Consider the following 26,322-nt stretch of genomic DNA (forward strand, 5'->3'; position numbering starts at 1 on the left):
TCTTGGGTAAGGTGAGTATAGTTCATGATGCAACTTTGACTTTGGTCGGTCGGAAGCAAAATGCTAGCTCATCTTGCTTCTTTCCAATAATTTAATCTCTGTTGCACTTCATTTGAGAATCTAAGAAATAAAAAAGCGACCTCTTTCGGTCGCTTTTTTATGGCTGCTGTAATTGCTTTTTGCGCTGCAATAAAGTGTGGCCTGTGGCCGCTTTATAAGCTCTGGCCAAAGCCGACTGATCGGAATAATCCAGCTGCTCGGCAATCTCGGTCAGACTGAATTCCTGCTGCAGCAAGACTTCGCAGCGTTTGATTCGCTGCTGTTCCAGAAGCTTTTTAAACGAGGTATCATGGGCATTGAACAAGCGCTGCAAGCTTCGTTTCGACATTAGCAGCTGCTGAGCAAGCTGTTCAACTTTAATCGCCTGCTGCCGGGTTCTCAGCTGCTCGGCAATGATTTGTTGTGCTTGCTGTAAAGTACTTGCAAATTGTGGTTTGGCCGCAATCGCCTCTTCTGCCTGACGAATCAGCAACTGTAACAGCATGGGATCGGCCTGCTCCGCCCCATGTGCCAGTCCTTGCAAGTCCAGCTCTAGCCCATAATGAGACTGGGAAAATTTAACTTCACTGGCATAAAACTGTTGATAGTGCATTTGCGCCATGTCAGAGGCATGTGCAAAACGTACACAGCGCAGTAACAGCAGATGATCCTGCAAAATGACGCGCCCCAATTGCACCATCGCCGCCATGGTCAGCTCATTGAACAGATTATATTTTTCGTCTAAATAGGCCCAATAGAGTTCAATACTCTGCTCATGCTGTTTTAGCAGCAAAGGAACGACTTCACTGCCATCAATGACCAGTCGTTGAAAGCGCATGATATGGCGGATCATTTCCGAGACACTGCTGCTTCGCGAAGCCATATAACCGAGCACACCAAAATGCTCCGGGCGAATGAGCTGTACAATCTCGAAAATCAGCTGCGGACAATTTAAATATTGCCGGGTGGTTAAAAGAAGATGGTTGAGTAAGTCCAGCGGCACTTGGCTATCAAAAGGCTGGTCGATCAGTGTTACCAGTGGGCCATGTACATCTTGCAGAAAGTCTGCAGTTAAAGGTTCAATCCCCAAACTACGTAAATAAGTTGCCCAGAGCTGAATGTAGCCATTCGATATTTTAATTTCCTGCATGCGCGATTCTCGATGACAGCTGCAATCTGGCCGGTCTTATTTTCATTTGGCATAAAATGTATAAAAATTGGCAAGCACTGTCAAAACAATTGCTGTATTCCCCGACATACTGTCAGCATCGTCACAAAAAAGAATGTACAAGATGAATGCCGTATTAAAATCTTCGATAAAGCCCGTGGTACGGACCCAGCTTGATTTTAAACTGGATGAAATCCCGCGTTACTGGTTTGGCGGCGACCCCTTTCTGACCCGTATGTTTGATGCATTAAGTCTGACCTTTCCTGATGGCGAGCGTTATTTTATTCAGAGCGTTCGCCTGTTCCGCGATCAGATCACAGACCCTGACCTGCAACAACGTGTGGCAGATTTCATCCGGCAGGAGGCACAGCACGGCATTGCCCATGAAAAAATGAACCAGCTGATGCGTGAACAGGGCATGCCAGTCGATGATTTTATCGAGCGATTGAATAAGATTTTCGCCTATGACCTTAAACATCGTTCAGCACAGTTCAATATTGCAATCACTGCTGCTGCAGAACACTTAACCGCACTCATGGCGGAAACTTTTTACGGCCAGAAATCCACGTTAAAAGATGGTCATCCTTATGTGCGCGCCATGTTCGCCTGGCATGCAATTGAAGAAATGGAACATCGGGATGTGGCTTTTGACGTGATGAAAGATGTCGCGAAGACACCTGAATGGATGCGCAAAATAACCTTGCTCAGTACCACATGTTTGATGTTTGGTTTTACCACCTATCGCGCCAATGTGATGCTCAAACATGATGGATTCAGCCCCTTACAACAGTTACAGATGAACTGGAAAGGGCTTCCCTGGTTCTTTGGTCGCCACGGGATATTGACCCGTATGGGTCCACAATATCGGGACTGGTTTAAAAAAGATTTTCATCCCAGCCAGCATCCAGTCATTGCCCAATACGATGTATGGGTGAAGACTTTAGCAGAAACCAATGACCCGATTCAGGCCGGCGAAGCCTTCTGGCAGGCCGCCAAAGACTAAGTTTAAATCTAAAAAAGCCTTCAAGATTGAAGGCTTTTTTAGCTAGAAATGTCTTATCATCAATGTATCACCACTTGGCATAATGCTGCTCAAGCAAGGCATATTCATTCAATAAAATAATTTCCTGATCATCCTGCTGAATGGTGCCGCAGACTTTGGCCTGCCATTGGCTAAACTGGCTGCCGACCAGACGCAGATTCAGGTTTTCATAACGGCGCCAGCCTGTGCTCACCATCAGATTTAATTTTTCATCCAGCGATTTAATCGTCCAGTTGTTTTCAGATTCCTGCTGAAACAAGACATCAGCCAGTGGATAAATCTTGCCATTGATCCACAGACAGTTTTCATTGCCAAAACTTTCATTCACGCCTGAAGCCAGATTAATTCCAATCCGGTTCTGGTTCACATCCCAGAAATTACAGGACAGCCAGAACCAGGCAGTTTCCGGCCGCAAAAAGCCACAGGTATCATCGAGAGAGGCAAAGCTGCGTTCATTAAACTGGATGGTTTCACCCTGCTTGTTAATGAAAAAACCCTCACAGCCCAAAGTGGTCAGTTTCTGGGTATAAGTCCAGCCATTAATGCCGTTCGGACTACACATACTCAGTGGATCAGTGCCGGCGCAGAAAATTCGCGCACTGAGTTTAATCTCGCCATATTTAGTAACGTTGATATAACGAACGCCATTGGCATGCTGGATATCAATCTGAAAAGGTGACTTGTGAAAATAACTATGATTAAACAGTGGCTGTTCATCCAGCACGGTATTACGTGACAGGAAATTAATCGCATTCCATTCCAGCACATCATTGGTCATATGGTTATAGACATAGACAAAACCATGCCCTGCCCAAGCAATATCGGCAATTGCCAAGCCAATGGTATAATGCTCGTGCTGAATACTACAGAACTTGAACTTTTTATATTTTAGATGCTTACGCCAGCCTGATAGCACATGACCATAAGGATTTTTGTATTGATATGCCTGATAGTCAACACTTTTTGGAAGCTCTTTGAAACGTCCGTAACGCGGTTGTCCATTTGCCTGAATTAAATCCATTTAAGACATTCCATCTCAGTCAAAACTGTTATTCCTTGACAGTATTATGCCGATTATTAGATTTTGATAAAGATTTTTTTACGTCATTCGTCGAATCATCCAGCCCGCCTTGGTGTAACTAAATCATAAGCAGCCTCAAATAGTCAAATAGGTATTTTCCCAGCAATTCGCGCTAAAACCTCCTTCTACCAGTTGTATGTAGCGACCATAAACCTGATCAATCGCAATACAGTCGTCTACATCCAGCACACGGTCGGTATGCTGCTTTTGCCAGTGCCTGGCGAAATGGGCTTTACCGCGCTGTTTGGCCACCATGGCATTCTGCGCAATCACCAGCACATAACGATGCAGCTCGCCAAACTCGCGTGGATCATATCCACCCAGATTAATCAGCCAAAGTTTTTCATTGGCCTGATTCGAAGCAGCATCAGCAAAGTGAAGTGCATAGGATTTACCCTCGAACTCCAGCCCGTTGATTTGCGCCCAGGCATCAATATGCAGACCTTTCTGTTCAGCAAACCAGGCATTTTTCAATTGCGGATAGGTGTCTTCAAGATTCTCCCCCACTGCCAAGACCACATCATGAACTTCTGTATTGGCACGGGCATGACGTCCACCGAGCATCACAATAAACAGGCTGGGCATATATTTTCCTTTTTAATCGATTTTTTCAGTTTCTCTAATTTAAGGATAATCAAGCGGATTCCAATGCGTCAATGCGATGAATATTTTCAGTTCTGTCCAGTAAATATTCTTATATTGAGCTGCAAGTAGCGACTTTAAGTCCAATGCAGTCATCTGGTCCTGATAGTGTAGTTTCAGAATGGCAAGCGCTCGGCTGGGGATCAAAATTCATGTTGCATGTACCAAATCTGATCTTGATCAATTTCCAACCAAAACCCTCGGGGTTTTTAGCACTAAGAGATTAATTTTCTGTACAAAATACAAACACCGCCAAACCACACAAATCTGTACGAATTTTCACCCAAATCGCAATCAAAAAGCATATTTCATTGACTGAAATGCGCTGAAAGACGATACTCTCAATGTTTATATTCAAGCAAATCGGTTCGAAGAGGCTGGGCCAAAAGTTCGGTCCTCAGAAACTCAATCCAACGCAAGGGGCTATATATGGCTGGTGGAAAGTCAACTATCATTTACACACTGACCGACGAGGCGCCATTACTGGCGACTTATTCTCTGCTGCCGATCATTGAGACCTTTACTAAGCCAGCTGGCGTTGAGATCGTCAAAAGTGACATCTCTGTAGCTGTGCGCGTGCTCTCCGAATTTTCAGATTACCTAAGCGAAGAGCAAAAGGTGCCTGACACTCTAGCTGAGCTAGGTCGTCTTACACAAGATCCAGACACGAACATTATCAAACTCCCAAATATCAGTGCTTCTGTTGGTCAGCTAACAGCGTGTATCAAGGAACTTCAGTCCAAAGGTTATGCAATCCCTGACTATCCTGAAAACCCGACCACTGATGAAGAAAAAGCAATCAAGGCACGTTATGGCAAGTGCTTAGGCTCTGCCGTAAACCCTGTACTACGTGAAGGTAACTCAGACCGTCGTGCGCCTGCTGCCGTTAAAAACTACGTTAAAAAACACCCGCACTCTATGAGCGAGTGGAAACAGTGGTCTCAAACTCACGTTTCACACATGGATGAAGGTGACTTCTACCACGGCGAAAAGTCAATGACTTTAGACCGCGCACGTAATGTGAAAATGGAATTGATCACTAAGTCTGGTGAAGCGATTGTTCTTAAGCCTAAAGTTGCGCTTCAAGAAGGCGAAATCATCGACTCAATGTTCATGAGCAAGAAAGCACTTTGCGACTTCTACGAGAAAGAACTTGAAGACTGTCGTGAAGCGGGCATCCTGTTCTCTTTACACGTTAAAGCAACCATGATGAAGGTGTCTCACCCAATCGTATTTGGTCACTGTGTAAGAATTTACTACAAAGAAGCATTCGAAAAACATGGCAAGCTTTTTGACGAGCTTGGCATTAATGTCAATAACGGTATGGCGGGTCTTTACGAAAAGCTTGAAACTCTACCAACCTCTGTACGTGAAGAAATCATTGCCGATTTACATGCTTGTCAAGAACACCGTCCAGCTTTAGCGATGGTTGATTCTGCAAAAGGCATCACTAACTTCCATTCACCAAACGATGTGATTGTAGATGCTTCTATGCCTGCAATGATTCGTGGTGGCGGTAAAATGTGGGGCGCTGACGGCAAGCCTTACGACTGTAAAGCAGTCATGCCTGAATCAACTTTCGCACGTATTTACCAAGAAATGATCAATTTCTGTAAATGGAATGGCAACTTCGATCCAAAAACAATGGGTACTGTACCTAACGTTGGTTTGATGGCGCAAAAAGCGGAAGAATACGGTTCACACGACAAGACTTTCGAAATTCCTGAAGCAGGTGTTGCGAACATCACTGACCTAGAAACAGGTGAAGTGTTGATGTCTCAAAACGTGGAAGAAGGCGATATCTGGCGTATGTGTCAGGTGAAAGATGCACCGATCCGCGACTGGGTAAAACTTGCTGTAACACGTGCACGTAACTCTGGCATGCCGGCAATCTTCTGGCTTGACCCGTACCGCCCACACGAAAATGAATTGATCAAGAAAGTTGAAAAATACTTGAAAGATCATGACACTGACGGTTTAGACATCCAAATCATGTCACAAGTTCGTGCAATGCGTTACACACTTGAACGCGTTGCTCGTGGTCTGGATACGATTTCTGTAACAGGTAACATCTTACGTGATTACCTGACTGACTTGTTCCCAATCATGGAACTTGGTACTTCAGCGAAAATGCTTTCTATCGTGCCATTAATGGCGGGTGGTGGCATGTACGAAACAGGTGCAGGCGGTTCTGCTCCTAAACACGTGCAACAATTGGTTGAAGAAAACCATTTGCGTTGGGACTCTCTAGGTGAATTCATGGCTTTGGCTGTGTCACTAGAAGAGATGGGTATCAAAGAAGACAATGCTGCTGCGAAGTTATTGGCTAAAACTTTAGATAAAGCGACTGGCAAATTGCTGGATAACGACAAGTCACCTTCACGTCGTACTGGCGAGTTGGATAACCGTGGCAGCCATTTCTACCTGGCAAAATACTGGGCTGAAGAACTTGCTGCGCAAGACGAAAATGCTGAATTGAAAGCGAAGTTTGCTCCGCTTGCAAAAGCACTGGCTGAAAACGAAGACAAGATCATTGCTGAACTTGCTGAAGTTCAAGGCAAACCAGCAGACATCGGCGGTTATTATGCTGTGGATCAAGCGAAAGTAAATGCAGTAATGCGTCCAAGTAAAACCTTGAATACAGTGCTTGCAACTGTTTAATGACTTGAAAAAATCAATTTACCCTTAGGTTAAATTGATTAAAAAAAACCGGCGTCTAGGCGCCGGTTTTTTATATATTGTTATTTGAAATCATTACTTAAGCCAATCTTTGTTGGTATTGAATACATCAACGAATGACAACAATACGCTTAGTTAGCGTGAATCATCTGCTCAGTCATACCAAAATTCTTTCGCCATGCTTGTGGACTAGTGCCATATTTTTCACGGAAGTTTTTTCTAAACAGTACTGTGGTATTAAACCCGGAAAGCTCAGATATCTTTTCGATAGAGAGCTGAGTGGTTTCCAGTAATTCACAGCTATAACGGATTCTTTCCGCATTCAGCCATTCCACCAAGGTCATGCCCGTAGCCTTCTTAAAATGACGACTAAAGGTTCTGCGGGTCATATTCACCTGCCCTGCCAAGGCTTCAATACTGTGCTGATGCGCTAAATTTTTTCTTAGAAAATCCAGCAACAGATTGATTTGTGCATCCTGACTCGACTTTGCCATTGGCTGCTCAATAAACTGTGCCTGCCCGCCCTCACGATGAGATGGAATCACCATCACCCTAGATACCTTGTTGGCAATTTGGGCATTATATAGTTCACGTACCAGATACAGGCAGCAGTCCAAAGCAGCGCCTGTTCCCGCAGAAGTAATGATGCCGTGATCTTCAACATAGAGTGCATCGCGATCAAGCTGAATTTGTGGAAAACGCTGACTAAAATCCTGCTCCGCCATCCAGTGGGTCGCAGCCTTTTTATGATCGAGCAAACCGGCATATGCCAATGCATAGGTGCCGTAGCATAGTCCAACTATTCTTTTTCCAGCTTGCTGAGCACGCTTCAATCCAGCAATCAGTGCCTGATCGGGCTGGTGATTAAAATCATCCCAGCCTGGAATAATGATGACATCGGCATCCTGCATCAGCTCAGGCCCTCCATCAGGCATAATCATCATCGATTGTTCAGTGTTTACCGGCTGAGCATCCAATGAAAATATTTTCAGTTCAAACAAGGCCTGATCTTCAATTTTGATCTTAAAAATAATATAGGGAATAGAAAAGTGAAAGGGATTGATATGGGGATATACAAATAGTCCAACCACAGGTAAAGCCATTTCATCCACCTCCTTTTAAAGAAGTAATATAGCATTTTGTCCCAATAGTTTCGATGATTGTCTTTAAGGACAGTTTTTTGAGTTTTTGATTTCTAGCATCATGCCAGCATCAATCAATTTCTGGACTTCTAAGATGAATAAACTTTTAAGCAGCTCGCTTATCGCCCTTTCTCTGGCCACAGCGTCATTGAACCTATCCGCACATGATCAGGCTGTACCACGCGATACTTCAAAAGCCATCCATATACAGGAAATCCGTAATGCGACCATTAAAGTCACTTATGCCGACACGACTTTTTTAATTGACCCGATGTTTGCCCCAAAAGGCTTTTATGAAGGCTTCCCAGATACTCACCGTAGTTATCTGCGGAACCCATTGGTCGATTTACCGATGAAGCCTAAAACCGTTTTAGAAGGTGTAGATGCTGTGATCATCACGCACACGCATTTAGATCATTGGGATGATGCTGCACAAGCAGCGATTGCGAAAGATACGCCAGTATTTGTACAAAATGCAGCAGACCAAAAAATCATTGAGGCTCAGGGCTTTAAAGATGTTCGTATCTTAACCAAAACAACTTTTGAAGGGATTCAATTAACCAAAACCGGTGGTCAGCATGGTACCGATGCCATGTATCGAAATCCGGCGCTAAAAGCCGGGCTGGGTGAAGCAATGGGTGTGGTATTTGAAGCAGCAGGTCATGAAACTGTTTATGTAGCGGGTGATACCATCTGGCGCCCTGAGGTGGATCAGGCGATTAAAACATTCCAACCGGAGGTGATTGTATTGAATACCGGCAATGCGCTGGTCAATGGCTTCAAAGAGTCTATTATTATGGGCAAGGAAGATACCTATCGTGCCACTCAACAAGCCCCAAATGCCAAAGTAGTTGCAGTTCATATGGATGCAATTAATCATATGTCCGTCACACGTGCCCAACTTGCTGAATACGTCAAAGCCAAAGGCATTCAGGATAAAGTCTTGATTCCGATTGATGGTGAAATCCTGTCTTTCTAAGCTGATTTAAAAAAAAGTGGATGTCATATCCACTTTTTTCGTTTAAAGAAAAAAGAAGCGTCACAACCATAAGCTTTATTAATTTTAATCTTGTAAATTCAACTTATTATTGAGGATTTTCCTGTCTTTGCTGTGAAACTTTCAATAAACACCCACACTTATTCAGATACTTATTTAGGTACTCATTTCCCAGAGTGATCATCTTATTCGGATTGAATAAACTGCAAGAAAATAGCGAAAGCATTTAGTTCAGACAATAAAAAACCCCAAGACTGAATATGCTTGGGGTTTTTAAAATTTTGGTCCCGAGGGTCGGACTCGAACCGACACGTCATCTCTGACAGCGGATTTTGAGTCCGCCGCGTCTACCAATTTCACCACCTCGGGAGTGGATGAAAGGTATATTACCCTGTTTCGAACAGATGTCAACGCAGAATATTTACATTTGTTTATTTTTAAAACAAATGGCATTTTTTCGTTTTAAAATCGAGCAATTCCCGCCATAAAAAAGAAAAAAGTTTATACTAGCCGCAGTTTTTTTAGCGTAAATTATCATGCAACTTTCTGATTTTAATTTTGATCTCCCCGATGAGCTAATTGCTCGCTATCCTCTGGAAACACGCAGTGCCTCTCGCCTGCTGCATCTCGATGCACAAGGTCAATATCATGACCATCAATTTACCGACATTCTGGATTTACTCGAAGACGGCGACTTGTTGGTATTAAACGATACCAAAGTCATGAAAGCCCGCTTAAAAGGTAAACGTGCTTCAGGCGGTGCAGTAGAAGTACTGGTTGAGCGTATGATGGATCAGTTCATTGCACATTGTCATATCAAAGCCAGTAACTCACCGAAAGCCGGTGCGGAACTGTTTATTGGTCCGGACGCAGTTAAAGTGACGGTGCAAGGCCGTCATGAAAATCTGTTTATTGTGGAATTCTCACAACCGATTCTAGACGTTTTAGACCAATACGGTGCGTTGCCAATTCCGCCTTATTTCAACCGTGAAGCGGAAGAGATTGATACCGAACGTTATCAAACTGTGTTTAATGATCCAACCAAACTGGCCAGCGTTGCAGCACCAACCGCCAGCCTGCATTTTGATGCCGAGCTGCTGGCAAAACTCGAAGCAAAAGGAATTCAAAAAACTTTTGTAACCCTGCATGTTGGCGCAGGTACTTTCTTGCCAGTACGTACCAATGACATTCAAAATCACATTATGCATAGCGAGTGGTGTCAGGTGTCCGATGAATCGATGGCACTCATTAAAGCAGCAAAAGCACGCGGCAATAAAGTGATTGCCGTCGGCACCACCGCTACCCGTGCCACTGAAAGTGCAGCACAGGCCAATGGTGGTGAACTGAAAGGCTGGACCGGTGATACCCAGATTTTCATTTATCCGGGTTATGAGTTTAAAGTGGTCGATCGTTTGATTACCAACTTCCATTTACCAGAATCGACCCTGTTAATGCTGGTGTCTGCCTTGTCCAATCGTGACAATATCCTGAATGCCTACAAGCATGCTGTAGACAGCAAGTATCGCTTCTTCAGTTATGGCGATGCCATGCTGATTGATCAGGCACAATAAGCGAGCATACCTGCCCATGCCGATCGAGTCTGTGCAACAGTCCATTCATATTCGTCGCAAGAAAAATGCAGTGGTGTTTCAGAATATCGCTCGGCTCTGGGATTTAGGCCGTCAAGCCAATAGTCATCAGGATCTGCTGGATGGACTGCATCCCTGGAATGGTCCTATTACGCTCAAGTTTGAGAACAACTTACCGCTCGCGCTTGCCGGAATTGGACTTTTTCTGATGGCAAGTGTTTTTATTGCCCCGGAAAATATCTGGATTCAGAGCAGTATTTTTCTCGGCTGTCTATGCATCTTCTGGGCCTATATTTGCTATGAACAACAGCAACCCTTAGAAGAAGTCATTGCTTTTCTGGAAGAACAGGCTCTGGCCAAAAAATATCAGCTTGCCTTTCAACAACAGCCGCAGCATATTTCAATTCCTTTAAATCCCTTGCAGTTTATTGGGCATTTAAAACGCTTATTCCCAGTATTCAATCAGGGCTCTTTGAGTAACGAGATCCAGCGTTATGCCAGCACGGTGTGGGAAGATGAAAACGGCCAGCAACATCAGGTGCTACTGTTTCAATATCACTATATTGATGAAGTACAGGTTCGCAACAAAGAAGGTCAGCCGGTCAAACTGATGCAGGTCCACAAAGACCTGTGGGGCGTATTTGTGTTTGATATCCAGATTCAGGGACTGGCGGTCACGACCTCCAGAAAGAAATTTTATTATCCTTATAGTCATCCCTGGCACAGCAGCGATATTCATACCAATCAGCGCTTAAGTTTTTATGGCTGTGATCCGATGCAGACTGCCAAATTACTCAGTCCGGGCTTTGTACTGCGTCTGGCCGATTTTTTTGAACAGCGTCAGGGTGATTTGCTGTTTCATCCGGAAAATAAAATACTGTGCTATCTGGGGCCACATGATTTATTTCAGGTGTCGAGCAAGCAGAATAACATTAGCGATATTCCCACATTGCGCGGTCATCTGAGAACATTTAAATTAAAACAACTCGAAAAGTTACAACATGATCTGCTACAGTTTTTAAAATAACTTTTTCTGCATCATTTTTAAAATATGACTATGTATTGGGGAGATCTCGGATGGGATTTTTGATTTTATATTTAATCATCGTTGCACTGATTGTTGCGATCATCATGATCCGCAACAATATTGTCCGCCACCACAACTCCACGATTCGCGCCTGGTCTGATGTCGCCAGTTATGAACGGCAAAAACTGAAAATTCTGGACGGGCTGCAACCGCTGGTCGAACAATATTCCTCTTTTGAAAAAGGCACACTGGAAAAAGTCACCGAACTGCGTCAGAACATCATGAACCTGAATATCACGGATGCCGATATTTCCCAGTTGCAGCGCATCGAAAGCCTGAACAAACAGCTGATGCATAGCCTGAATGTAGTGATTGAAAATTATCCTGAACTGAAAGCTAATGAAATTTATCTGAAAATGATGGGTGAAATTGAAGAACAGAATGAAAATGTTGGTGCTGCAATTACGATTTATAATCGCAATGTCGAGCTGTTTAATAACCAGATCCAGATTTTCCCGCACAACATCATTAACAATATGCTGCTCAGGAAAAAAGTGGTGCGCCCTTTCCGTGATCAAAGTGTGGCCCAGAGTTTTGATTATCGTCCAAATTTTCACTAAGAATCTATTTGACCGAATCCGCAGTTTCTGGTCCTGCCCCAAAAAAATACAGGAACTGCAGAATAATTTCTGCTTCTTTATAAAAATTCAATTGAATGATGCACAAATAAAATTACAGCGTTGAAACTCTAGAACGCTAGCGTTTAGTGTCGGAATCAAGGAAAATAGCGCCCTTTAGCTACTAACCATCAGCGAACTGTTTTTTCGCCTTGATTTGGAACTCCTATGAAGTTTGAAAAACTAGCGCAGTCGGGCCGTGCCCGTCGTGGTCGTTTAACGCTTGAACATGGCGTGGTTGAAACCCCGATGTTCATGCCAGTGGGGACTTACGGTACGGTCAAAGGCCTGTTACCGCGTGACATCAAAGAGATTAAGTCTCAAGTAATTCTGGGCAACACCTTCCATTTGTATTTACGTCCAGGACTCGATGTGATTCGGGAACATGGCGGTCTGCACGAATTTATGAAATGGAATAATCCGATTTTGACCGATTCAGGCGGCTTCCAGGTATTCAGTCTGGGTGCAATGCGTAAAATTAAAGAAGAAGGTGTGACCTTCCGTTCACCCATCGATGGTTCAAAAGTATTTTTATCTCCTGAAATTTCAATGGATATTCAGCACACGCTGAACTCTGACATTGTGATGATTTTTGATGAATGTACCCCCTACCCCGCGACGCATGAAGAAGCACAGAAATCGTTGCAACTGTCTTTGCGCTGGGCTAAACGCTGTAAAACCCAGCATCATGACGTACTGAAAAACCGCAATGCTTTATTCGGCATTATTCAAGGCGGTATGTATGAAGATTTACGTGACGAATCTTTGAAAGGCCTGCTTGAAATCGACTTTGATGGTTATGCGATTGGCGGTCTGTCTGTCGGTGAGCCTAAAGAGGAAATGATCAAGGTACTGGATTATCTTCCAGAAAAAATGCCAGCAGACAAACCCCGTTATTTGATGGGTGTCGGCAAGCCGGAAGATATCGTAGAAGCAGTGCGCCGTGGTGTGGATATGTTTGACTGCGTGATGCCAACCCGAAATGCACGTAACGGTCATTATTTTGTGACAGATGGTTTGGTGCGGATCCGTAACAGTCAATATCGCCATGATCAAGGTCCACTTGATCCACATTGCGATTGCTATACCTGCCAGAATTTCACCCGTGCTTATTTATTCCATCTCGAGAAATGCGGAGAAATGCTCGGCTCAATGCTCGGTACCATTCATAATCTGCGCTATTACCTGCGTTTGACTGAGGCCATGCGTGATGCATTGGACAATGGCACATTTGATGAATTTGTCCATGACTTTTATGCCCGCCGTGGTCTGGAAGTGCCACCTTGTCCGCAAGATTAATCCATCAGCATTTGCGCTGAGGAAAAAGACAATGTAAATTGCAAGAATATGTCAATTTATTATCGAGTTGATCACCAGTTTTTTATTTTAGGAAAATATAATGAGCCTTTTTATTTCGACTGCTCACGCTGCAGGTGAAGCTGCTGCACAACCCAACATGATGGCAAACATTTTGATGATTGCGGTTTTTATTGCAATCTTCTATTTCTTGATCTGGCGTCCTCAATCTAAACGTGCCAAAGAACACCGTGCTTTGGTCGAAAGCCTTGGCGTTGGCAGTGAAGTGGTATTTGCAGGCGGATTAATGGGCAAGATCACCAAGATTGAAGGTGACTTCGCAGTGGTTGAATTAAGCCGCGGTGTAGAAGTCAAAGTTCAACGTGCAAGTGTAATCTCAGTTCTACCTGAAGGCACTTTAAATAACCTTTAATCAAAAATAGTCGTGCCCTCGCACGACTTTTTCATTTTAAGAAGAAAACGAATGCGTTACCCAGCATGGAAATATGTACTGATCCTGGTTGTCCTGGTGATCAGTACTTTATATGCCCTGCCAAGTTTGTATCCAGATGAACCTGCTGTACAGATTTCGGGTGCCAAAGCTGGTACTCAAATTGATGCAAGCATCGTACAAAAAGCAGAGCAAATTTTAAAAACTGAAAATATTGCCACTCATGACAATAGCTTTAGCAACAATGCGGCCTTATTACGCGTAGATTCAAGTGAATCGCAACTTAAAGCCAAAGAGGCTTTACGTCGTGGTTTAGGTGATAATTACGTGGTTGCGCTTAACCTTGCCCCAACCACCCCAGAATGGCTGCAAAAAATTGGTGCCAAACCAATGAAGCTCGGTCTGGATTTACGTGGTGGTGTTCACTTCTTGCTTGAAGTGGATATGGACAAGGCCATTGCCCAGCGTATGGAAACTTCTGCGACGGATCTACGTCGTCAGTTGCGTGATAACAACCTGAAATTTAATAGCCTGAACTTAAGCAACAACACGATTGTGGTGCAGTTTGCCAATAACGATGATCGTGCTGCAGTGATGGACTACTTGCGCCGTAACGGCAATGAGTTTACCCAGCAGGCTGTTGCGACCGATACCGGTTCGACCTTACGTTTGAACTATACGGATGTGCGTAAGCAAGAAATTGAATCTTATGCAGTGAATCAGAACTTGACCACTTTACGTAACCGTATTAACGAGTTAGGTGTGGCTGAGGCACTGGTTCAAACCCAGGGCAGCAACCGTATTGTGGTTGAATTGCCGGGTGTACAGGATACAGCGGAAGCGAAACGTGTCTTGGGTCGTACCGCGAATCTCGAGTTCCGTCTGGTGTCTGACCTGAATGATCAATACATCGATCCATATACCGGTCAGGCAGCGGGTGCATTGCCACCAGGCACAGAAGTATTCGCTTATGAATCACTGGACAGTGGTCGTCAGCTACTCTTGAACCGTAACCGTATCTTAACCGGTGAACGTGTTCAGAATGCATCGAGTGGCTTTAGCCAGGACACTGGCGGTGCTGAAGTTAATATTACGCTGGACAGTGCAGGTGGCAAACTGATGTCGGATGCGACCCGCAATGCGGTTGGCAAACGTATGGCAGTCTTGTTCATCGAGAACAAACAGCGCATTAACTATGTGGAAGACCCTGCGACTGGCACTCAAACTGAAGTTCGTACACCGTATACTGAATCTGTGGTAATCAATGCTGCAACCATTCAGGCGGTACTGGGTTCTCAGTTCCGTATTACCGGTCTGGACTCACCGCAAGAAGCTGCTGAACTTGCATTAATGCTACGTGCCGGTGCTTTGGCTGCGCCAATGTACTTCGTTGAAGAACGTGTAATTGGTCCAAGTCTGGGTCAAGAGAACATCGACAAGGGTGTACTTTCAACTCAGATCGGTTTCCTCTTGGTCGCAATCTGGATGGTGGTGTTCTTCCGCCTGTTTGGCCTGATTGCCAATTTTGCGCTGATATTTAACCTGGCCATGATCCTGACAGTCATGTCATGGATTGGTGCTTCGCTCACCCTTCCGGGTATTGCCGGTATCGTGATTACCATCGGGATGGCGGTCGATGCCAACGTGCTGATCTGTGAACGGATCCGGGAAGAAATCAAATGGGGGGCTTCGCCGAAACAGGCGATTGTGGCGGGTTATGATCGTGCTTATAACACCATTTTTGACTCCAACCTCACCACCTTCTTGGTTGCATTCATTCTGTTCGCGATTGGTACAGGTCCGATCAAAGGCTTTGCTGTAACACTCATGATTGGTATTGTCTGCTCGATGTTTACTGCTATTACAGTAACCCGTGCGATTGTACAGCTCATTTATGGCAAAAAACGTAACTTGAAAAAGTTGAGCATTTAAGGAGATCAATGATGACTGAAAATACTCAACTCAATCCAAAACAGTATGGTCGCCCTGAAGACGAGCGCATCATTCCGTTTATGAAGATTGCGATGCCTGCGGCATTGTTTTCGATTCTTATCACTGTTGCGAGTCTCTTTTTTATTGCCACCAAAGGCTTAAATCTGGGTCTGGATTTTACTGGCGGTATCGCGGCCGAGCTGAACTATACCAATCCGGTGAAGCCCGAAGATGTTTCCAAAGCACTGAGCCAGGCCGGCTTTAATGATGCAGTGGTTCAGACCCTGGGTTCTGAACGTGACCTAATGGTGCGGATGCCAGTTCAGGACGATATCGAAGCAGAAGATCTGCCCAACATGATTACCACTGCTGTACAGTTGCCAAACAATCCGGCAGCGGTACCCAAAGTGGATGTAGTCGGTGGTCAGGTCGGTAACGAGCTTTATGTCCGTTCTGGTGGTGCTGTAGCACTGGCGCTCCTGTTGATGCTGGTCTACGTCACCATCCGCTTTGAGTTCAAGCTGGCTATGGGTGCAGTGTTGTCACTATTCCATGATATCGTCGTAACCCTCGGGATTTTTGCGATGATGCAGTGGCCGTTTGACCTCACCGTACTTGCAGCACTGCTGGCAATTATCGGTTTCTCACTGAACGATAATATCGTGGTCTCTGACCGTATCCGTGAGAACTTCCGTAAGATTCGTGGTGCAGAACCGGTAGAAATCGTCAATATTGCCCTGACTGAAACCTTACGTCGTACCATTCATACTTCGATGACTTTATTACTGGTAGTCGTTGCCATGATGATCATGGGGGGTGATGGTCTGAAATGGTTCTCGATCGCGATGTTTATCGGTGTCTTTGTCGGGACCTATTCATCCATTTATATCGGTACGGCATTTGCCTTATGGCGTGGCCTAAACCGTCAGGACTTTATTGTTCAGGTGAAGCCAGAATTTGAAGACGATAACCAGATTCCATAATCTGTTATCTTTCATTTTCATCTTTCAGCCCGTCTTATGATGGGCTGAATTATTTCTGCTGTCTGGATATGCCGTAGCAGGAAGAACCGCAATAACAGGATGGATTTTCTCAATATCGGTTTTTTGAAAAATGACCTTCCGGCTCTCATCCAGACTTTGAAATTCATAATTATCCTGAGTTTCGCCTACCCGTTCCAAAATGAGCTGCAAGCCATTGGCCAGATACACACAGCACATGCCGGAAGTGGACAACTCGGCATATTGGTCACAAATCAGCCACCAGCCTGGTTTTAAGCTGGGAAAATAATACGATCCTGCCACCTGAATCGCATAATGCTGCGCTTGCAGATGAAAAACATCCTGATTGAATGAATGGGCTGAATCCATGGGCATGAGCATAAATGCCTGCTGTTGTACCACCTGCATGTGTAGCAGTACGCCTTGCTCATGAATTGGAGACAATTCAGCTTTCGGTTCAACCGACTGATCCAGAGTCAAGACCTCCAGATTCAGTTGTTGCTCCAGCTCCCTTGCCGCTTTCTCGCCAATCTGGCGTTTGCTATTCAGTAATTGCGTGATATATGACGCAGACAAGCCATAATGTTCACAGATCTCTTTGCCGGTTTTAAAGTGCTGCATCTCGATCAGCAGATCAATCACCTTGGCCAGATTATTTCGTCTACGTTCAAATATTTCAGTCGCGCTCATCTCGGTCTGCTGGTCTGTTTTTTATCCATGTCATTCAGATACATTACAATAAAAAAGCCCGCAATTAAATTGCAGGCTTTTTTAAGCTTAAGCGTCAGGAATTAAGTACCCTGTACCAGACGGCGTGCACTGATAATTCCCGGTTGCTGCTCAAGACGGGCCAGCAGCTTGGAAAGTTGCGCCAGACCTTTTACTTCAATCAGGAGCTTCATATTGGCTATACCGTCCGCTTCCGAAATGGTATTGACCTGACGGATATTGATCTGATCCGAGAAAATCACCTGGGTCAGATCTTTCAGCAACCCACGTCGATCATAAGCTTCCACCACTATCTGTACGCTCTGACCACGTGTTGGCTGCATTTCCCAATCAGCTTCTACAGCACGTTCAGGCTCTTGGGTGATCATGCGGATATAATCTGGACAGGCCACCTTATGAATGCTCACCCCACGATTCAGGGTAATATAGCCGGCAATCGATTCACCATGCACCGGTTGGCAACATTGCGCTACATGCAACTCAACATTATCCAGACCGTCAATCAGAATGCCATGGGCTGACAGCGTATGACTGGCACGCGGATTCAAGGCCGGTTTCAGCACCAGCTCAGGTTCATCCTGATCCAGATGCATGTGACGATTCACCTGATTAATCAGGGCATGCAGGCTGATATCACCATTGACCAGGTTGACCAGAATGTCATCACCGGTCTTGACATTAAAATGGTTGCAATAATCACTCAGATCAATCGATTTCGGGTGAATCGCCAGACGTGACAACTCTTTGTTCAGCACTTCACGGCCGACTTCCAGATTCTTGCTTCGGTCCTGCTGACGGAACCAGTGACGCAGCTTGTCTCGCGCCCGGGCAGTCTTGATATACCCCAATGAGTTGACCAGCCAGTCCCGATTTGGTTCCCGATCTTTTTTGGTCAGAATCTCGACCTGTTCCCCGGTTTTCAGGGTATAGGTCAGTGGCACATAGCGCTGGTTCACCCGTGCCGCATAGCACTTGTTCCCCACTTCGGTATGTACATGATAAGCAAAGTCGAGTACGGTCGAATCACGTGGCAGCTCTTTGATATCACCATCACGACTAAACACATAAATCTTTTCGAAACCTTCAAAATCCTGAATATGCTCAAAATTTTCTATTTCATCTTCTGATTCTTTATGGGCGCTTGTTTCATTACGTTCTTGATAATGTTCCAGCACCGCACGCAAGGAATGTAAACGATGATTAAAGGAGCGATCCGTGGTTTTTGAGCCTTCCTTATAATTAAAGTGTGAACATACTCCAAGTTCAGCTTCCTCATGCATAACATGGGTACGAATCTGAACTTCAAGCGATTTGTTTTCTGCAATTACAGCGGTATGCAGGGAACGATAGCCATTGGCTTTTGGATTGGTAATATAATCATCAAACTGATGCGGAATATGACGCCAGATCTGATGCACAATACCTAAAGTGTGGTAACACTCCGGCACGCTTTTGACCAATACCCGCAAGGCACGAATATCATACAGCTGATCAAAACTCAGGTTCTTGCTTTTCATTTTCCGATAAATCGAATAAATGTGTTTCACCCGCCCATTAATTTCAGCATCGATGCCATGTTCAGACAATTCATTGCGTAATTTCTCAATCACAAACTGAATATACTGTTCACGCTCCAGGCGTTTTTCATTCAGTAGAGAAGCAATTTCTTTATAACGTTCGGGTGCAAGATAACGGAACGCCAGATCTTCCAGCTCCCATTTCAACTGGGCAATACCCAAACGGTGGGCCAGCGGCGAGTAAATGGTCAGAATTTCTCGAGCAACCCGTTCCTGACGCTCGCGTGAGGAATTAGCCAGTTCACGTAAGGCATAGGTACGTTCGGCCAGTTTGACCAGAACGACACGCACATCTTCGGTGACCGAAATCAGCATTTTGTAAATGCCGGACAGATGTTCACGCTGGTTATTATTGAAATGATCTTCCAGACGTTTATTTTTTTCAATTAGTTCAGACAGCTTACCCATCGCCAGCGTGCCTTTGACCAGGCTATGCACCTGTTCACCGAACTTTTCCAACACTTCGCTAAGTGGCATAACGCCTTCACGTACCGCCCGATACAGCATGGCTGCGGACAAAGTATCTTCATCGACATGCAGATGTGCCAGAATATCCGCCATCTCAATACCGGTATAGAAGGTATTGGAGCGGTGCTGGACCGTACTTTGCAGCTCTCTTTCTAATGTTAAGTGGGCGACTTCTTCGAGCTGCGTTAAAGGTGCGCCATCTAATATGCCACGAACCCGATCTAACCATTCGGTCAGATCGTGGTGTGCTTGTTCGGCATGTTCTACAGTCGTCTCCTGTGACAACTCATTGAGTCGCCCAGGGAGTTGCTCACGTACTGTGACCATACCCATCTCCTACTTTTAAAAACATCATTTCTTTAATCGTTTATTTGATTTTCTTTTTCGAACAATGCGATTGATTCCACATGTCCAGTATGTGTAAACATATCCATCACTCCCGCTTGGGTGAGACGATAGCCCTGTTGTACCAATAGTCCTGCATCTCTGGCGAGTGTCGCAGGATTACATGACACATAAACGATTCTTTTTGCTCCAAACTGAGGGATATAATGCATCACTTCTTCTGCCCCGGCACGTGGCGGGTCGATTAATAATGCATCAAAACCTTGATTTGCCCAAGTATGGTGCGAGAAATCTTTGGTTAAATCTTGTGAATAGAACGCTATTTGTGCAATACCATTGTTTTTGGCATTTTCCGCACCACGGCGAACCATTTCTTCACTTCCTTCTACAGCAATCACTTGGCCCGACGCACCAACACAGCGCGCCAGCGGCAAAGAAAAGTTTCCTAAACCACAAAAGAGATCCAGAACCCGCTCCCCCTGTTGCAGTTGTAGCAAATCACATGCCAATCGCACCATTTGCGGATTGATACTTGAATTTACCTGGGTAAAGTCCAGAGGATTAAAGCCGAATTTCACATCAAAGTCATCAAGACCATAGTGTAAGCGTGAAGATCCCTCTGGCTTATCTATCCGCGAGAGTGTCTCTTTGCCGGCAGGCTGTAAATAGAGGTGCCAACCTTTCTGTAACGTAAATTCGCGCAATTGGTTGACATCTTCGGCAGATAATTTTACAGTTTCGCGCACCAGCAAGGCAATTTCCTGATCACCCATGGCCAATTCTATATGACCAATGTCGGCCTTACCATTGAGACGTTGCAGCAATTGTTTAAGCGCTGTAACCGAACCGAATTCCCGATCCAGAATCATGCAGCGATCAATTGAGGTCAGCTTATTGGACTGATTTTCCCGAAAACCCACCAGCAACTGGTCTTTAGCAGGCAGATAACGCACCCCGATCCGGGCCTTGCGGCGATAATCTTCTCGCTGTGAACGTAATGGTGGCAACCATTGCTCAGGCTGAATACCGGCAAAATGCTGCAGATGCGATTTCAGCACATTCTGTTTCAGCTCAATCTGGGCATCTGGCGCAATATGCTGCATATTACAGCCACCACAGATCCCAAAATGCGGACAGATCGGTTTGACGCGAATGTCAGAAGCATCGCCCAGCAACTCAAGACTATCGGCTTCTTCTAGTTTTTTGACTTCACGGGTAATGCGGGCACGCACGGTTTCACCCGGCAAGGCATAACGAATAAAAACCTTCTTGCCGTGTTTATGCTGTGGATGATCCGGATGTGAACCATAATGAGCGATGCCACGTCCCTCATGCGAAAGTGACTCAACCTGAAAAATATACTCGGGTTGCTGGGTAGGACGTGTTTGCGCTCGATGTTTCATGAAAACCTAGGATGTGGAGATGGGAAAGTCAAAACGGGTAAATTCAGTTCGTTGCGAAGTCTCACGCCAAACTGACAAGAAGTCCGCATGCTGCGGCTGAGTATGCAAATATTGAATCGTACTTTGCAGCAGATGCTGATAATCTGGCAGTAACAGCTGTCCTTTTAACAACAGCCAGCGAATATAGACCAGCCAGGTATTCAGGACGTCCCCTTCACAATAAGAGGTCAGTTCGGTCCATTGCTGATTGCGGACATACTCGGGTATACGGTAAACGCCATCACCGCGCTTGCCCGGATACCCCAGCAAATGTGCAACATCGTCCAGCTTCTGGAAATGACGGGCATGGAACATGGCCATCACATCCATCAGGTCGACATGACGATGATGGTAACGATTCTGGTAGTTATTATAACGCTTTTGCGTATCAATTTCGCCCTGATCGAACAGACTCGGTGCAGAGAGTCCATGATACATGGCGCGATATAAAATCACTGGTAAATCAAACTGTGAGCCATTCCAACTGACCAGTGTCGGGTGACGCTTGTCAAAAATAGACAGAAATTTTTTTAAAATTTCCGCTTCAGAATGCTGTTCCCGGCTAAACGAAAACAGCTTCATGCCCTGTTCGTCGATCCATAAACCAGAAATACAGACAATTTCATGCAGCGGCAAACGCTGAAAATCCGAACCTGAATCCTGACGGCGTAATTTGGTCAGGGCCTGATCTAGATCTGCCTCAGGCAGCTCCAGACCAAACAGATGCGCGCCTGATTTGAGATCGGTTTGGGTTTCAATATCGAAAGTTAAAACAGGCAGACGCATAAAACAGTGCTCAAATAATTATTCAGGATCTTGTACAGAGAATAACCCTGTAGACAAGTAACGGTCACCACGGTCACAGATAATACACACAATCACGGCATCTGGATTTTCTTCTGCCAGTTTGATTGCAGCCCAAACTGCACCACCAGACGAAGTTCCGGCACTAATACCTTCTTTCTGCGCCAATTTGCGCATGGTTTTTTCAGCTTCAATTTGTGGAATATCAATAATACGGTCGACCCGGCTACGATCAAAAATCGTTGGTAGATATTCTTCCGGCCAGCGACGGATCCCGGCAATACTTGAACCATCTGATGGCTGTAAACCAACAATCTGGATATCAGGATTCATTTCCTTCAGGTATTTAGAGACACCCATAATAGTACCGGTTGTACCCATAGAACTGACGAAATGAGTAATCTTGCCAGCGGTTTGCTGCCAGATTTCAGGGCCTGTGGTCAGGTAATGTGCTTCGACATTGTCCGGATTTCCGAACTGATTCAAAACCAGACCCACGCCATCATTTTGCATTTGGGCAGCCAGATCACGTGCGCCTTCCATGCCCTGTTCTTTGGTCACTTCAATCAGCTCGGCACCATAAGCCCGCATCGCGTCCTTACGTTCCTGACTCATATTGTTCGGCATGATCAGCTTCATTTTATAGCCACGCATCGATGCGACCATCGCCAATGCAATCCCCGTATTTCCGCTCGTCGCCTCAATCAGGGTATCACCCGGTTTGATCTGCCCGCGTTTCTCGGCCTGCATGATCATATTATAGGCCGGACGGTCCTTGACCGATCCTGCCGGGTTATTGCCTTCGAGTTTCGCGAGTACTGTAGCTTGAGTGTGACTTGCCAGACGCTGTAAACGCACCAGTGGCGTTTTGCCGACATAATGGTCTAACAAAAATTCGTCTGCTTGAAAATCAGGGGTGGTATTACTCATTATTTGCACCTATATCGAGGTGCGGCTATTGTATGAAAAAATGCTTTTCCCTGCACCCATTTAGCAAGGCTTTTTCAGAAAACTCGCTAAAACTCACTGAGTATCAAGCCTTACACCCTATTTTCCAGTTATTTGGCAAGATGAAGTAGCCAGCTTAATATTTAATAGAAGATAAAAACTCTATTTCAGTCGGGCGCTTTAAAATATTGCAGTCCCCGGCTCTTTACTCTTGTTTAACTTGAGCAAAATTGACTGAAATATCATGTATATTTTAGCGCTTAATCCAAACATTTATAAAAATAATGCTTAAATTTTAACTGTGGATTTAAAGCATGCTAATATGCCAAGCATAATGAAAATACTGCTTAAATCATGTCAACGATCAACAAAAAGCTGTTTAAACGCCTACACTTAAATCATGCCTATGGACAACTGATTGCGCTCATTTTTGTGCCGATTACCATTTTGGCCTGCGTCGGCGCCATGCTGGTGTTGACTGAAACCTCGAATGCCGCGCGTGCACAGCAAAAGCAGATGGCTATTGCGATCCTGACCCGATTTCAAGGCACTTCAGAATATGCGCTGGATATCTTGAGCCTGTACCCATGGCAATTTGACCAGGCCCACAGTGCCATGCAAAACATGCTGAATGAAAAGCATCTGGTGCGGGCAGCGGTGCTGGACGAGAATGGCAAAAGCCTTTTGGGTATCGGCTTTCAGGAACAGGCGCCTTGGCCTCATTTTGAGAAAAGTGGCAATTTTGTTGGTCCGATTCTATATAAAGACAATCATATCTATGCCATTAAAGTAAATGAAAACAGTTTTTCTCCGGGTTGGCTGGCAATTGAACTGGATAACCAGCCCTTGGCGATTGCCCGCTACCGGGTATTAATCGTACTGATTGCGACCGGATTACTAACTTTATTATTGCTGCTCCTCTGTCTGAATTTCTATTCACGGCGCTGGATTGCCCCGATGTATGAAATTCGCATGCAGTTGCAACGCCTGAATGCCGATACCCTCGGCCAGCATATGGTGATTAACAGCACCGGAGAGCTGCGCTTATTGCAACGTGATATCGCCAATGTGGTGAAACGTCTGCATTTCAGCTTTATGGAACTGCGTGAACATACTGAACAGACCGAAGATGACCTGCGTCGTACCCTCGATACCTTAGAAGTACAGAATATTACCTATCGTCAGGCACGTGATCAGGCAATCTCGGCCAACCAGGCCAAGTCAGTGTTTCTGGCCAATATTTCCCATGAATTGCGTACCCCGCTGAACAGTATCGATGGCTTTATTCACCTATTATTGCGTCAGGGCAATCTCAGCAATGAGCAAAGCCTGTACTTGCAGACCATTCGTAAATCTTCTGCGCATTTGCTGGCGCTGATTAACGATGTACTGGATTTCTCCAAAATTGATGCCGGCAAACTGGAACTGGAAACCGCCCCTTTCGATCTGGAAGAGGCCATCTTTGATGTAATGGACATGCTGTCGCCACTGGCCGCGCAAAAACATATCGATATGGCGTTCTACTATGCAGACAGCGTGCCTAAACACGTGATTGGTGATGCCTTACGTTTTAAACAGATTCTGACCAACCTGATTTCGAATGCGATCAAGTTCACCCCAGATGGAGAAATCATCGTCAGGGCACGTGTAGAACATGATGGTGTTGAGCAGTGTGTTTTACATTTTAGCGTGCAGGACAGCGGCATTGGCTTAAGTGGTACCGACCGTAAGAAGCTGTTTGAATCTTTCTCGCAAGGTGACACCTCGGTGACCCGTCAGTTTGGCGGTACCGGTCTCGGTCTGGCCATTTCCAAGCAGCTGGTCAGCCTGATGCATGGCCAGATTGGCTTTGAAGACAACCAGGAACGTGCCCCGACCGAAAAAGGTTCAACTTTCTGGTTTACTGCGCAGTTCCTGGTCGATGAAGATACCGTGATTGAGCATCCAGATTTTAGCGAATTGACTGTGGTGTCTTATCTTGCGCATCCGGCAACAGCAAATGTATTGCGTCATTATCTGGAAAATTATCAGGTCAAGCATGTTGAATGTGCATCGATTCTGGATCTGTTTAGCCGTCTAAATCATTTACAGAATACAGAGAACACCTGGCTAATCGTGGATCATAGTGGCGACAGTGAAGTCCTGTTACGCGAGATCCGTTCGCGTTATCAGGGGCATTTGGCCGTATATGGTTACCAGATGCAGCTGGATCCGAGTATGCTCAACGACCATCGTGCCCGTGCCCTGCATCAGCCCTTAAGTCGCAGCGCGCTGATTCAGTTACTCGGCAATCAGCCTGTCTTCGACCAGGAATATCATGAGGATTTTAATGGTCAAGGCCTGCATATTCTGGTCGTCGATGACCATTTACCCAACCTGATTGTTCTGGAAGCGCTACTTGCCGAACTGAGTGTGACTACCACCAAAGCTTTGAGTGGACAGGAAGCGATTGATATCATCCAGCGCCGTTATGAGCAGAAACAGCCGGCTTTTGATCTGGTATTTATGGATATTCAGATGCCCGTCATGTCGGGGATCGATACCACCCGTGCCATACGCTCGCTGGAATCCACCTTTGAAAATCATAGCCGCCTTCCGATTATCGCTTTGACGGCGCATGCGCTTTCTGATGAAAAACATAAATTATTGCAAAACGGTATGGATGATTATGTCACCAAGCCTATTCAGATCGAGCAGATTGTGCAGATTCTGACGCACTGGACCACTGAGCATTTTAAACGGCTTCCGGTGCTGGAACGGGCGCATGTCATTGATGCACTGGATCCGAATATTCTGGATTGGCAACAAAGCCTGCAACTGGCAGCCAATAAGGAAGATCTGGCGGTGGATCTGTTGCGCATGCTGGTCGACAGTTTTGCCGATGAACTCACTGAAATGCAGCAACTGATTGAACTGGAAGATTTCCCGCAACTGGAACATGTGCTACACCGTTTATACGGCGCAACCCGCTATGTCGGCGCACCGACTTTGCAGAAAGTCATGGGCGGCTTTGAACAGTTCGTTTCAACCCTGCGCAAAGAACGTCGCAAGGCTGACGAAAGTTTTGTCCAGGATGTGCTGAAATATTTTGATGAACTCAAGGCCGTGGTCGAACAAGTTGAACAGGCCGCCCAGCAAATTTTGAGACAACATTTGAATTAAACGCTGAAGCTGCTCAGTCCATGACTGAAGAAGTGTGACTGGGCTGTCATGCAAGCCCCAAGGCTGCATGCTATGCTCAGAACA

General features: G+C 45.3%; 21 protein-coding genes and 1 tRNA gene. 11 read left to right on the forward strand and 11 right to left on the reverse strand.

The annotated features are described in order from the left end of the window. Positions 1-157 precede the first annotated feature (157 nt). Positions 158-1,189: an AraC family transcriptional regulator gene (locus KUG37_RS09105; RefSeq protein ID WP_216940375.1), complete on the reverse strand. Its 1,032-nt coding sequence runs from the start codon at positions 1,187-1,189 to the stop codon at positions 158-160. A 142-nt stretch (positions 1,190-1,331) separates the two neighbouring features. On the opposite strand from KUG37_RS09105, the gene KUG37_RS09110 reads away from it, so the two are divergent. Then, a complete protein-coding gene (locus KUG37_RS09110; RefSeq protein ID WP_216936718.1) occupies positions 1,332-2,210 on the forward strand; it encodes a metal-dependent hydrolase in 879 nt (292 codons plus the stop codon). A gap of 67 nt (positions 2,211-2,277) precedes the next feature. On the opposite strand, the gene KUG37_RS09115 is transcribed toward KUG37_RS09110, so the two are convergent. The 3 genes from KUG37_RS09115 to KUG37_RS09125 all read right to left on the reverse strand — a co-directional run bounded on the left by KUG37_RS09115 (position 2,278) and on the right by KUG37_RS09125 (position 4,119). Continuing rightward, positions 2,278-3,270: a DUF2804 domain-containing protein gene (locus KUG37_RS09115; protein WP_216936717.1), complete on the reverse strand. Its 993-nt coding sequence runs from the start codon at positions 3,268-3,270 to the stop codon at positions 2,278-2,280. A gap of 135 nt (positions 3,271-3,405) precedes the next feature. Then, positions 3,406-3,915, reverse strand: a complete 510-nt coding sequence (locus KUG37_RS09120; protein WP_216936716.1) for a DUF1543 domain-containing protein — start codon at positions 3,913-3,915, stop codon at positions 3,406-3,408. A 39-nt stretch (positions 3,916-3,954) separates the two neighbouring features. Continuing rightward, positions 3,955-4,119 carry a hypothetical protein gene (locus KUG37_RS09125; RefSeq protein ID WP_216940378.1) on the reverse strand — a complete coding sequence of 55 codons (165 nt, stop codon included), beginning with the start codon at positions 4,117-4,119 and terminating at the stop codon, positions 3,955-3,957. A 282-nt stretch (positions 4,120-4,401) separates the two neighbouring features. Between KUG37_RS09125 and KUG37_RS09130 the strand changes: the two genes are divergently transcribed. After that, positions 4,402-6,633, forward strand: coding sequence for an NADP-dependent isocitrate dehydrogenase (locus tag KUG37_RS09130; RefSeq protein WP_216936714.1), 2,232 nt, complete (start codon positions 4,402-4,404; stop codon positions 6,631-6,633). 149 nt (positions 6,634-6,782) lie between these two features. Here the strand turns inward: KUG37_RS09130 and KUG37_RS09135 are convergent, their stop codons facing one another. Next, a complete protein-coding gene (locus KUG37_RS09135; protein WP_216936713.1) occupies positions 6,783-7,754 on the reverse strand; it encodes a GlxA family transcriptional regulator in 972 nt (323 codons plus the stop codon). Between the two features lie 133 nt (positions 7,755-7,887). On the opposite strand from KUG37_RS09135, the gene KUG37_RS09140 reads away from it, so the two are divergent. Continuing rightward, a complete protein-coding gene (locus KUG37_RS09140) occupies positions 7,888-8,772 on the forward strand; it encodes an MBL fold metallo-hydrolase (protein ID WP_216936712.1) in 885 nt (294 codons plus the stop codon). Between the two features lie 300 nt (positions 8,773-9,072). On the opposite strand, the gene KUG37_RS09145 is transcribed toward KUG37_RS09140, so the two are convergent. Further along, positions 9,073-9,159, reverse strand: a tRNA-Leu gene (locus KUG37_RS09145). Positions 9,160-9,326: 167 nt separating this feature from the next. On the opposite strand from KUG37_RS09145, the gene queA reads away from it, so the two are divergent. The 7 genes from queA to secF all read left to right on the forward strand — a co-directional run bounded on the left by queA (position 9,327) and on the right by secF (position 16,745). Further along, positions 9,327-10,361 (forward strand): tRNA preQ1(34) S-adenosylmethionine ribosyltransferase-isomerase QueA, encoded by a 1,035-nt coding sequence (gene queA / locus KUG37_RS09150; RefSeq protein ID WP_216936711.1) that lies wholly within the window; start codon positions 9,327-9,329, stop codon positions 10,359-10,361. A 16-nt stretch (positions 10,362-10,377) separates the two neighbouring features. Beyond that, positions 10,378-11,406, forward strand: a complete 1,029-nt coding sequence (locus KUG37_RS09155) for a hypothetical protein (protein ID WP_216936710.1) — start codon at positions 10,378-10,380, stop codon at positions 11,404-11,406. A gap of 50 nt (positions 11,407-11,456) precedes the next feature. Further along, the gene (locus KUG37_RS09160; protein WP_216936709.1) at positions 11,457-12,026 is read left to right on the forward strand and encodes a LemA family protein; all 570 of its coding nucleotides are present in this window, start codon (positions 11,457-11,459) and stop codon (positions 12,024-12,026) included. A 225-nt stretch (positions 12,027-12,251) separates the two neighbouring features. After that, positions 12,252-13,382: a tRNA guanosine(34) transglycosylase Tgt gene (gene tgt, locus KUG37_RS09165; RefSeq protein ID WP_216936708.1), complete on the forward strand. Its 1,131-nt coding sequence runs from the start codon at positions 12,252-12,254 to the stop codon at positions 13,380-13,382. Positions 13,383-13,482: 100 nt separating this feature from the next. Next, entirely contained in the window at positions 13,483-13,812 is a 330-nt protein-coding gene (gene yajC / locus KUG37_RS09170; RefSeq protein ID WP_216936707.1) for a preprotein translocase subunit YajC, read from the forward strand. Between the two features lie 51 nt (positions 13,813-13,863). After that, positions 13,864-15,762 carry a protein translocase subunit SecD gene (secD, locus tag KUG37_RS09175; protein ID WP_216936706.1) on the forward strand — a complete coding sequence of 633 codons (1,899 nt, stop codon included), beginning with the start codon at positions 13,864-13,866 and terminating at the stop codon, positions 15,760-15,762. A gap of 8 nt (positions 15,763-15,770) precedes the next feature. Next, complete coding sequence (gene secF, locus KUG37_RS09180) at positions 15,771-16,745, forward strand: protein translocase subunit SecF (protein ID WP_216936705.1); 975 nt, start codon at positions 15,771-15,773, stop codon at positions 16,743-16,745. 24 nt (positions 16,746-16,769) lie between these two features. Here the strand turns inward: secF and KUG37_RS09185 are convergent, their stop codons facing one another. The 5 genes from KUG37_RS09185 to cysM form a co-directional block, all read right to left on the reverse strand. After that, complete coding sequence (locus tag KUG37_RS09185; RefSeq protein WP_216936704.1) at positions 16,770-17,453, reverse strand: hypothetical protein; 684 nt, start codon at positions 17,451-17,453, stop codon at positions 16,770-16,772. A 101-nt stretch (positions 17,454-17,554) separates the two neighbouring features. Next, positions 17,555-19,864 carry a bifunctional (p)ppGpp synthetase/guanosine-3',5'-bis(diphosphate) 3'-pyrophosphohydrolase gene (locus tag KUG37_RS09190; RefSeq protein ID WP_216936703.1) on the reverse strand — a complete coding sequence of 770 codons (2,310 nt, stop codon included), beginning with the start codon at positions 19,862-19,864 and terminating at the stop codon, positions 17,555-17,557. A 32-nt stretch (positions 19,865-19,896) separates the two neighbouring features. Then, positions 19,897-21,285: a 23S rRNA (uracil(1939)-C(5))-methyltransferase RlmD gene (gene rlmD / locus KUG37_RS09195; protein WP_216940380.1), complete on the reverse strand. Its 1,389-nt coding sequence runs from the start codon at positions 21,283-21,285 to the stop codon at positions 19,897-19,899. Positions 21,286-21,291: 6 nt separating this feature from the next. Then, complete coding sequence (locus tag KUG37_RS09200) at positions 21,292-22,110, reverse strand: 3'-5' exonuclease (RefSeq protein WP_216936701.1); 819 nt, start codon at positions 22,108-22,110, stop codon at positions 21,292-21,294. A gap of 18 nt (positions 22,111-22,128) precedes the next feature. After that, positions 22,129-23,058: a cysteine synthase CysM gene (gene cysM / locus KUG37_RS09205; RefSeq protein ID WP_216936700.1), complete on the reverse strand. Its 930-nt coding sequence runs from the start codon at positions 23,056-23,058 to the stop codon at positions 22,129-22,131. A gap of 372 nt (positions 23,059-23,430) precedes the next feature. Here cysM and KUG37_RS09210 point away from each other — a divergent pair, with 372 nt between their 5' ends. Continuing rightward, the gene (locus KUG37_RS09210) at positions 23,431-26,238 is read left to right on the forward strand and encodes an ATP-binding protein (RefSeq protein WP_216936699.1); all 2,808 of its coding nucleotides are present in this window, start codon (positions 23,431-23,433) and stop codon (positions 26,236-26,238) included. Positions 26,239-26,322: the final 84 nt, after the last annotated feature.

This window comes from Acinetobacter sp. BY419, assembly GCF_019038395.1.
GTDB lineage: Bacteria > Pseudomonadota > Gammaproteobacteria > Pseudomonadales > Moraxellaceae > Acinetobacter.

Coding starts and splice junctions, on each gene's coding strand:
- KUG37_RS09155 (WP_216936710.1), top strand. CDS start 10,378: ATGCCGATCGAGTCTGTGCAACAGTCCATTCATATTCGTCGCAAGAAA.
- KUG37_RS09140 (WP_216936712.1), top strand. CDS start 7,888: ATGAATAAACTTTTAAGCAGCTCGCTTATCGCCCTTTCTCTGGCCACA.
- cysM (WP_216936700.1), bottom strand. CDS start 23,058: ATGAGTAATACCACCCCTGATTTTCAAGCAGACGAATTTTTGTTAGAC.
- secD (WP_216936706.1), top strand. CDS start 13,864: ATGCGTTACCCAGCATGGAAATATGTACTGATCCTGGTTGTCCTGGTG.
- yajC (WP_216936707.1), top strand. CDS start 13,483: ATGAGCCTTTTTATTTCGACTGCTCACGCTGCAGGTGAAGCTGCTGCA.
- rlmD (WP_216940380.1), bottom strand. CDS start 21,285: ATGAAACATCGAGCGCAAACACGTCCTACCCAGCAACCCGAGTATATT.
- tgt (WP_216936708.1), top strand. CDS start 12,252: ATGAAGTTTGAAAAACTAGCGCAGTCGGGCCGTGCCCGTCGTGGTCGT.
- KUG37_RS09185 (WP_216936704.1), bottom strand. CDS start 17,453: ATGAGCGCGACTGAAATATTTGAACGTAGACGAAATAATCTGGCCAAG.
- queA (WP_216936711.1), top strand. CDS start 9,327: ATGCAACTTTCTGATTTTAATTTTGATCTCCCCGATGAGCTAATTGCT.
- KUG37_RS09210 (WP_216936699.1), top strand. CDS start 23,431: ATGTCAACGATCAACAAAAAGCTGTTTAAACGCCTACACTTAAATCAT.
- KUG37_RS09190 (WP_216936703.1), bottom strand. CDS start 19,864: ATGGTCACAGTACGTGAGCAACTCCCTGGGCGACTCAATGAGTTGTCA.
- KUG37_RS09105 (WP_216940375.1), bottom strand. CDS start 1,189: ATGCAGGAAATTAAAATATCGAATGGCTACATTCAGCTCTGGGCAACT.
- KUG37_RS09200 (WP_216936701.1), bottom strand. CDS start 22,110: ATGCGTCTGCCTGTTTTAACTTTCGATATTGAAACCCAAACCGATCTC.
- KUG37_RS09130 (WP_216936714.1), top strand. CDS start 4,402: ATGGCTGGTGGAAAGTCAACTATCATTTACACACTGACCGACGAGGCG.
- KUG37_RS09115 (WP_216936717.1), bottom strand. CDS start 3,270: ATGGATTTAATTCAGGCAAATGGACAACCGCGTTACGGACGTTTCAAA.
- secF (WP_216936705.1), top strand. CDS start 15,771: ATGATGACTGAAAATACTCAACTCAATCCAAAACAGTATGGTCGCCCT.
- KUG37_RS09110 (WP_216936718.1), top strand. CDS start 1,332: ATGAATGCCGTATTAAAATCTTCGATAAAGCCCGTGGTACGGACCCAG.
- KUG37_RS09160 (WP_216936709.1), top strand. CDS start 11,457: ATGGGATTTTTGATTTTATATTTAATCATCGTTGCACTGATTGTTGCG.
- KUG37_RS09120 (WP_216936716.1), bottom strand. CDS start 3,915: ATGCCCAGCCTGTTTATTGTGATGCTCGGTGGACGTCATGCCCGTGCC.
- KUG37_RS09135 (WP_216936713.1), bottom strand. CDS start 7,754: ATGGCTTTACCTGTGGTTGGACTATTTGTATATCCCCATATCAATCCC.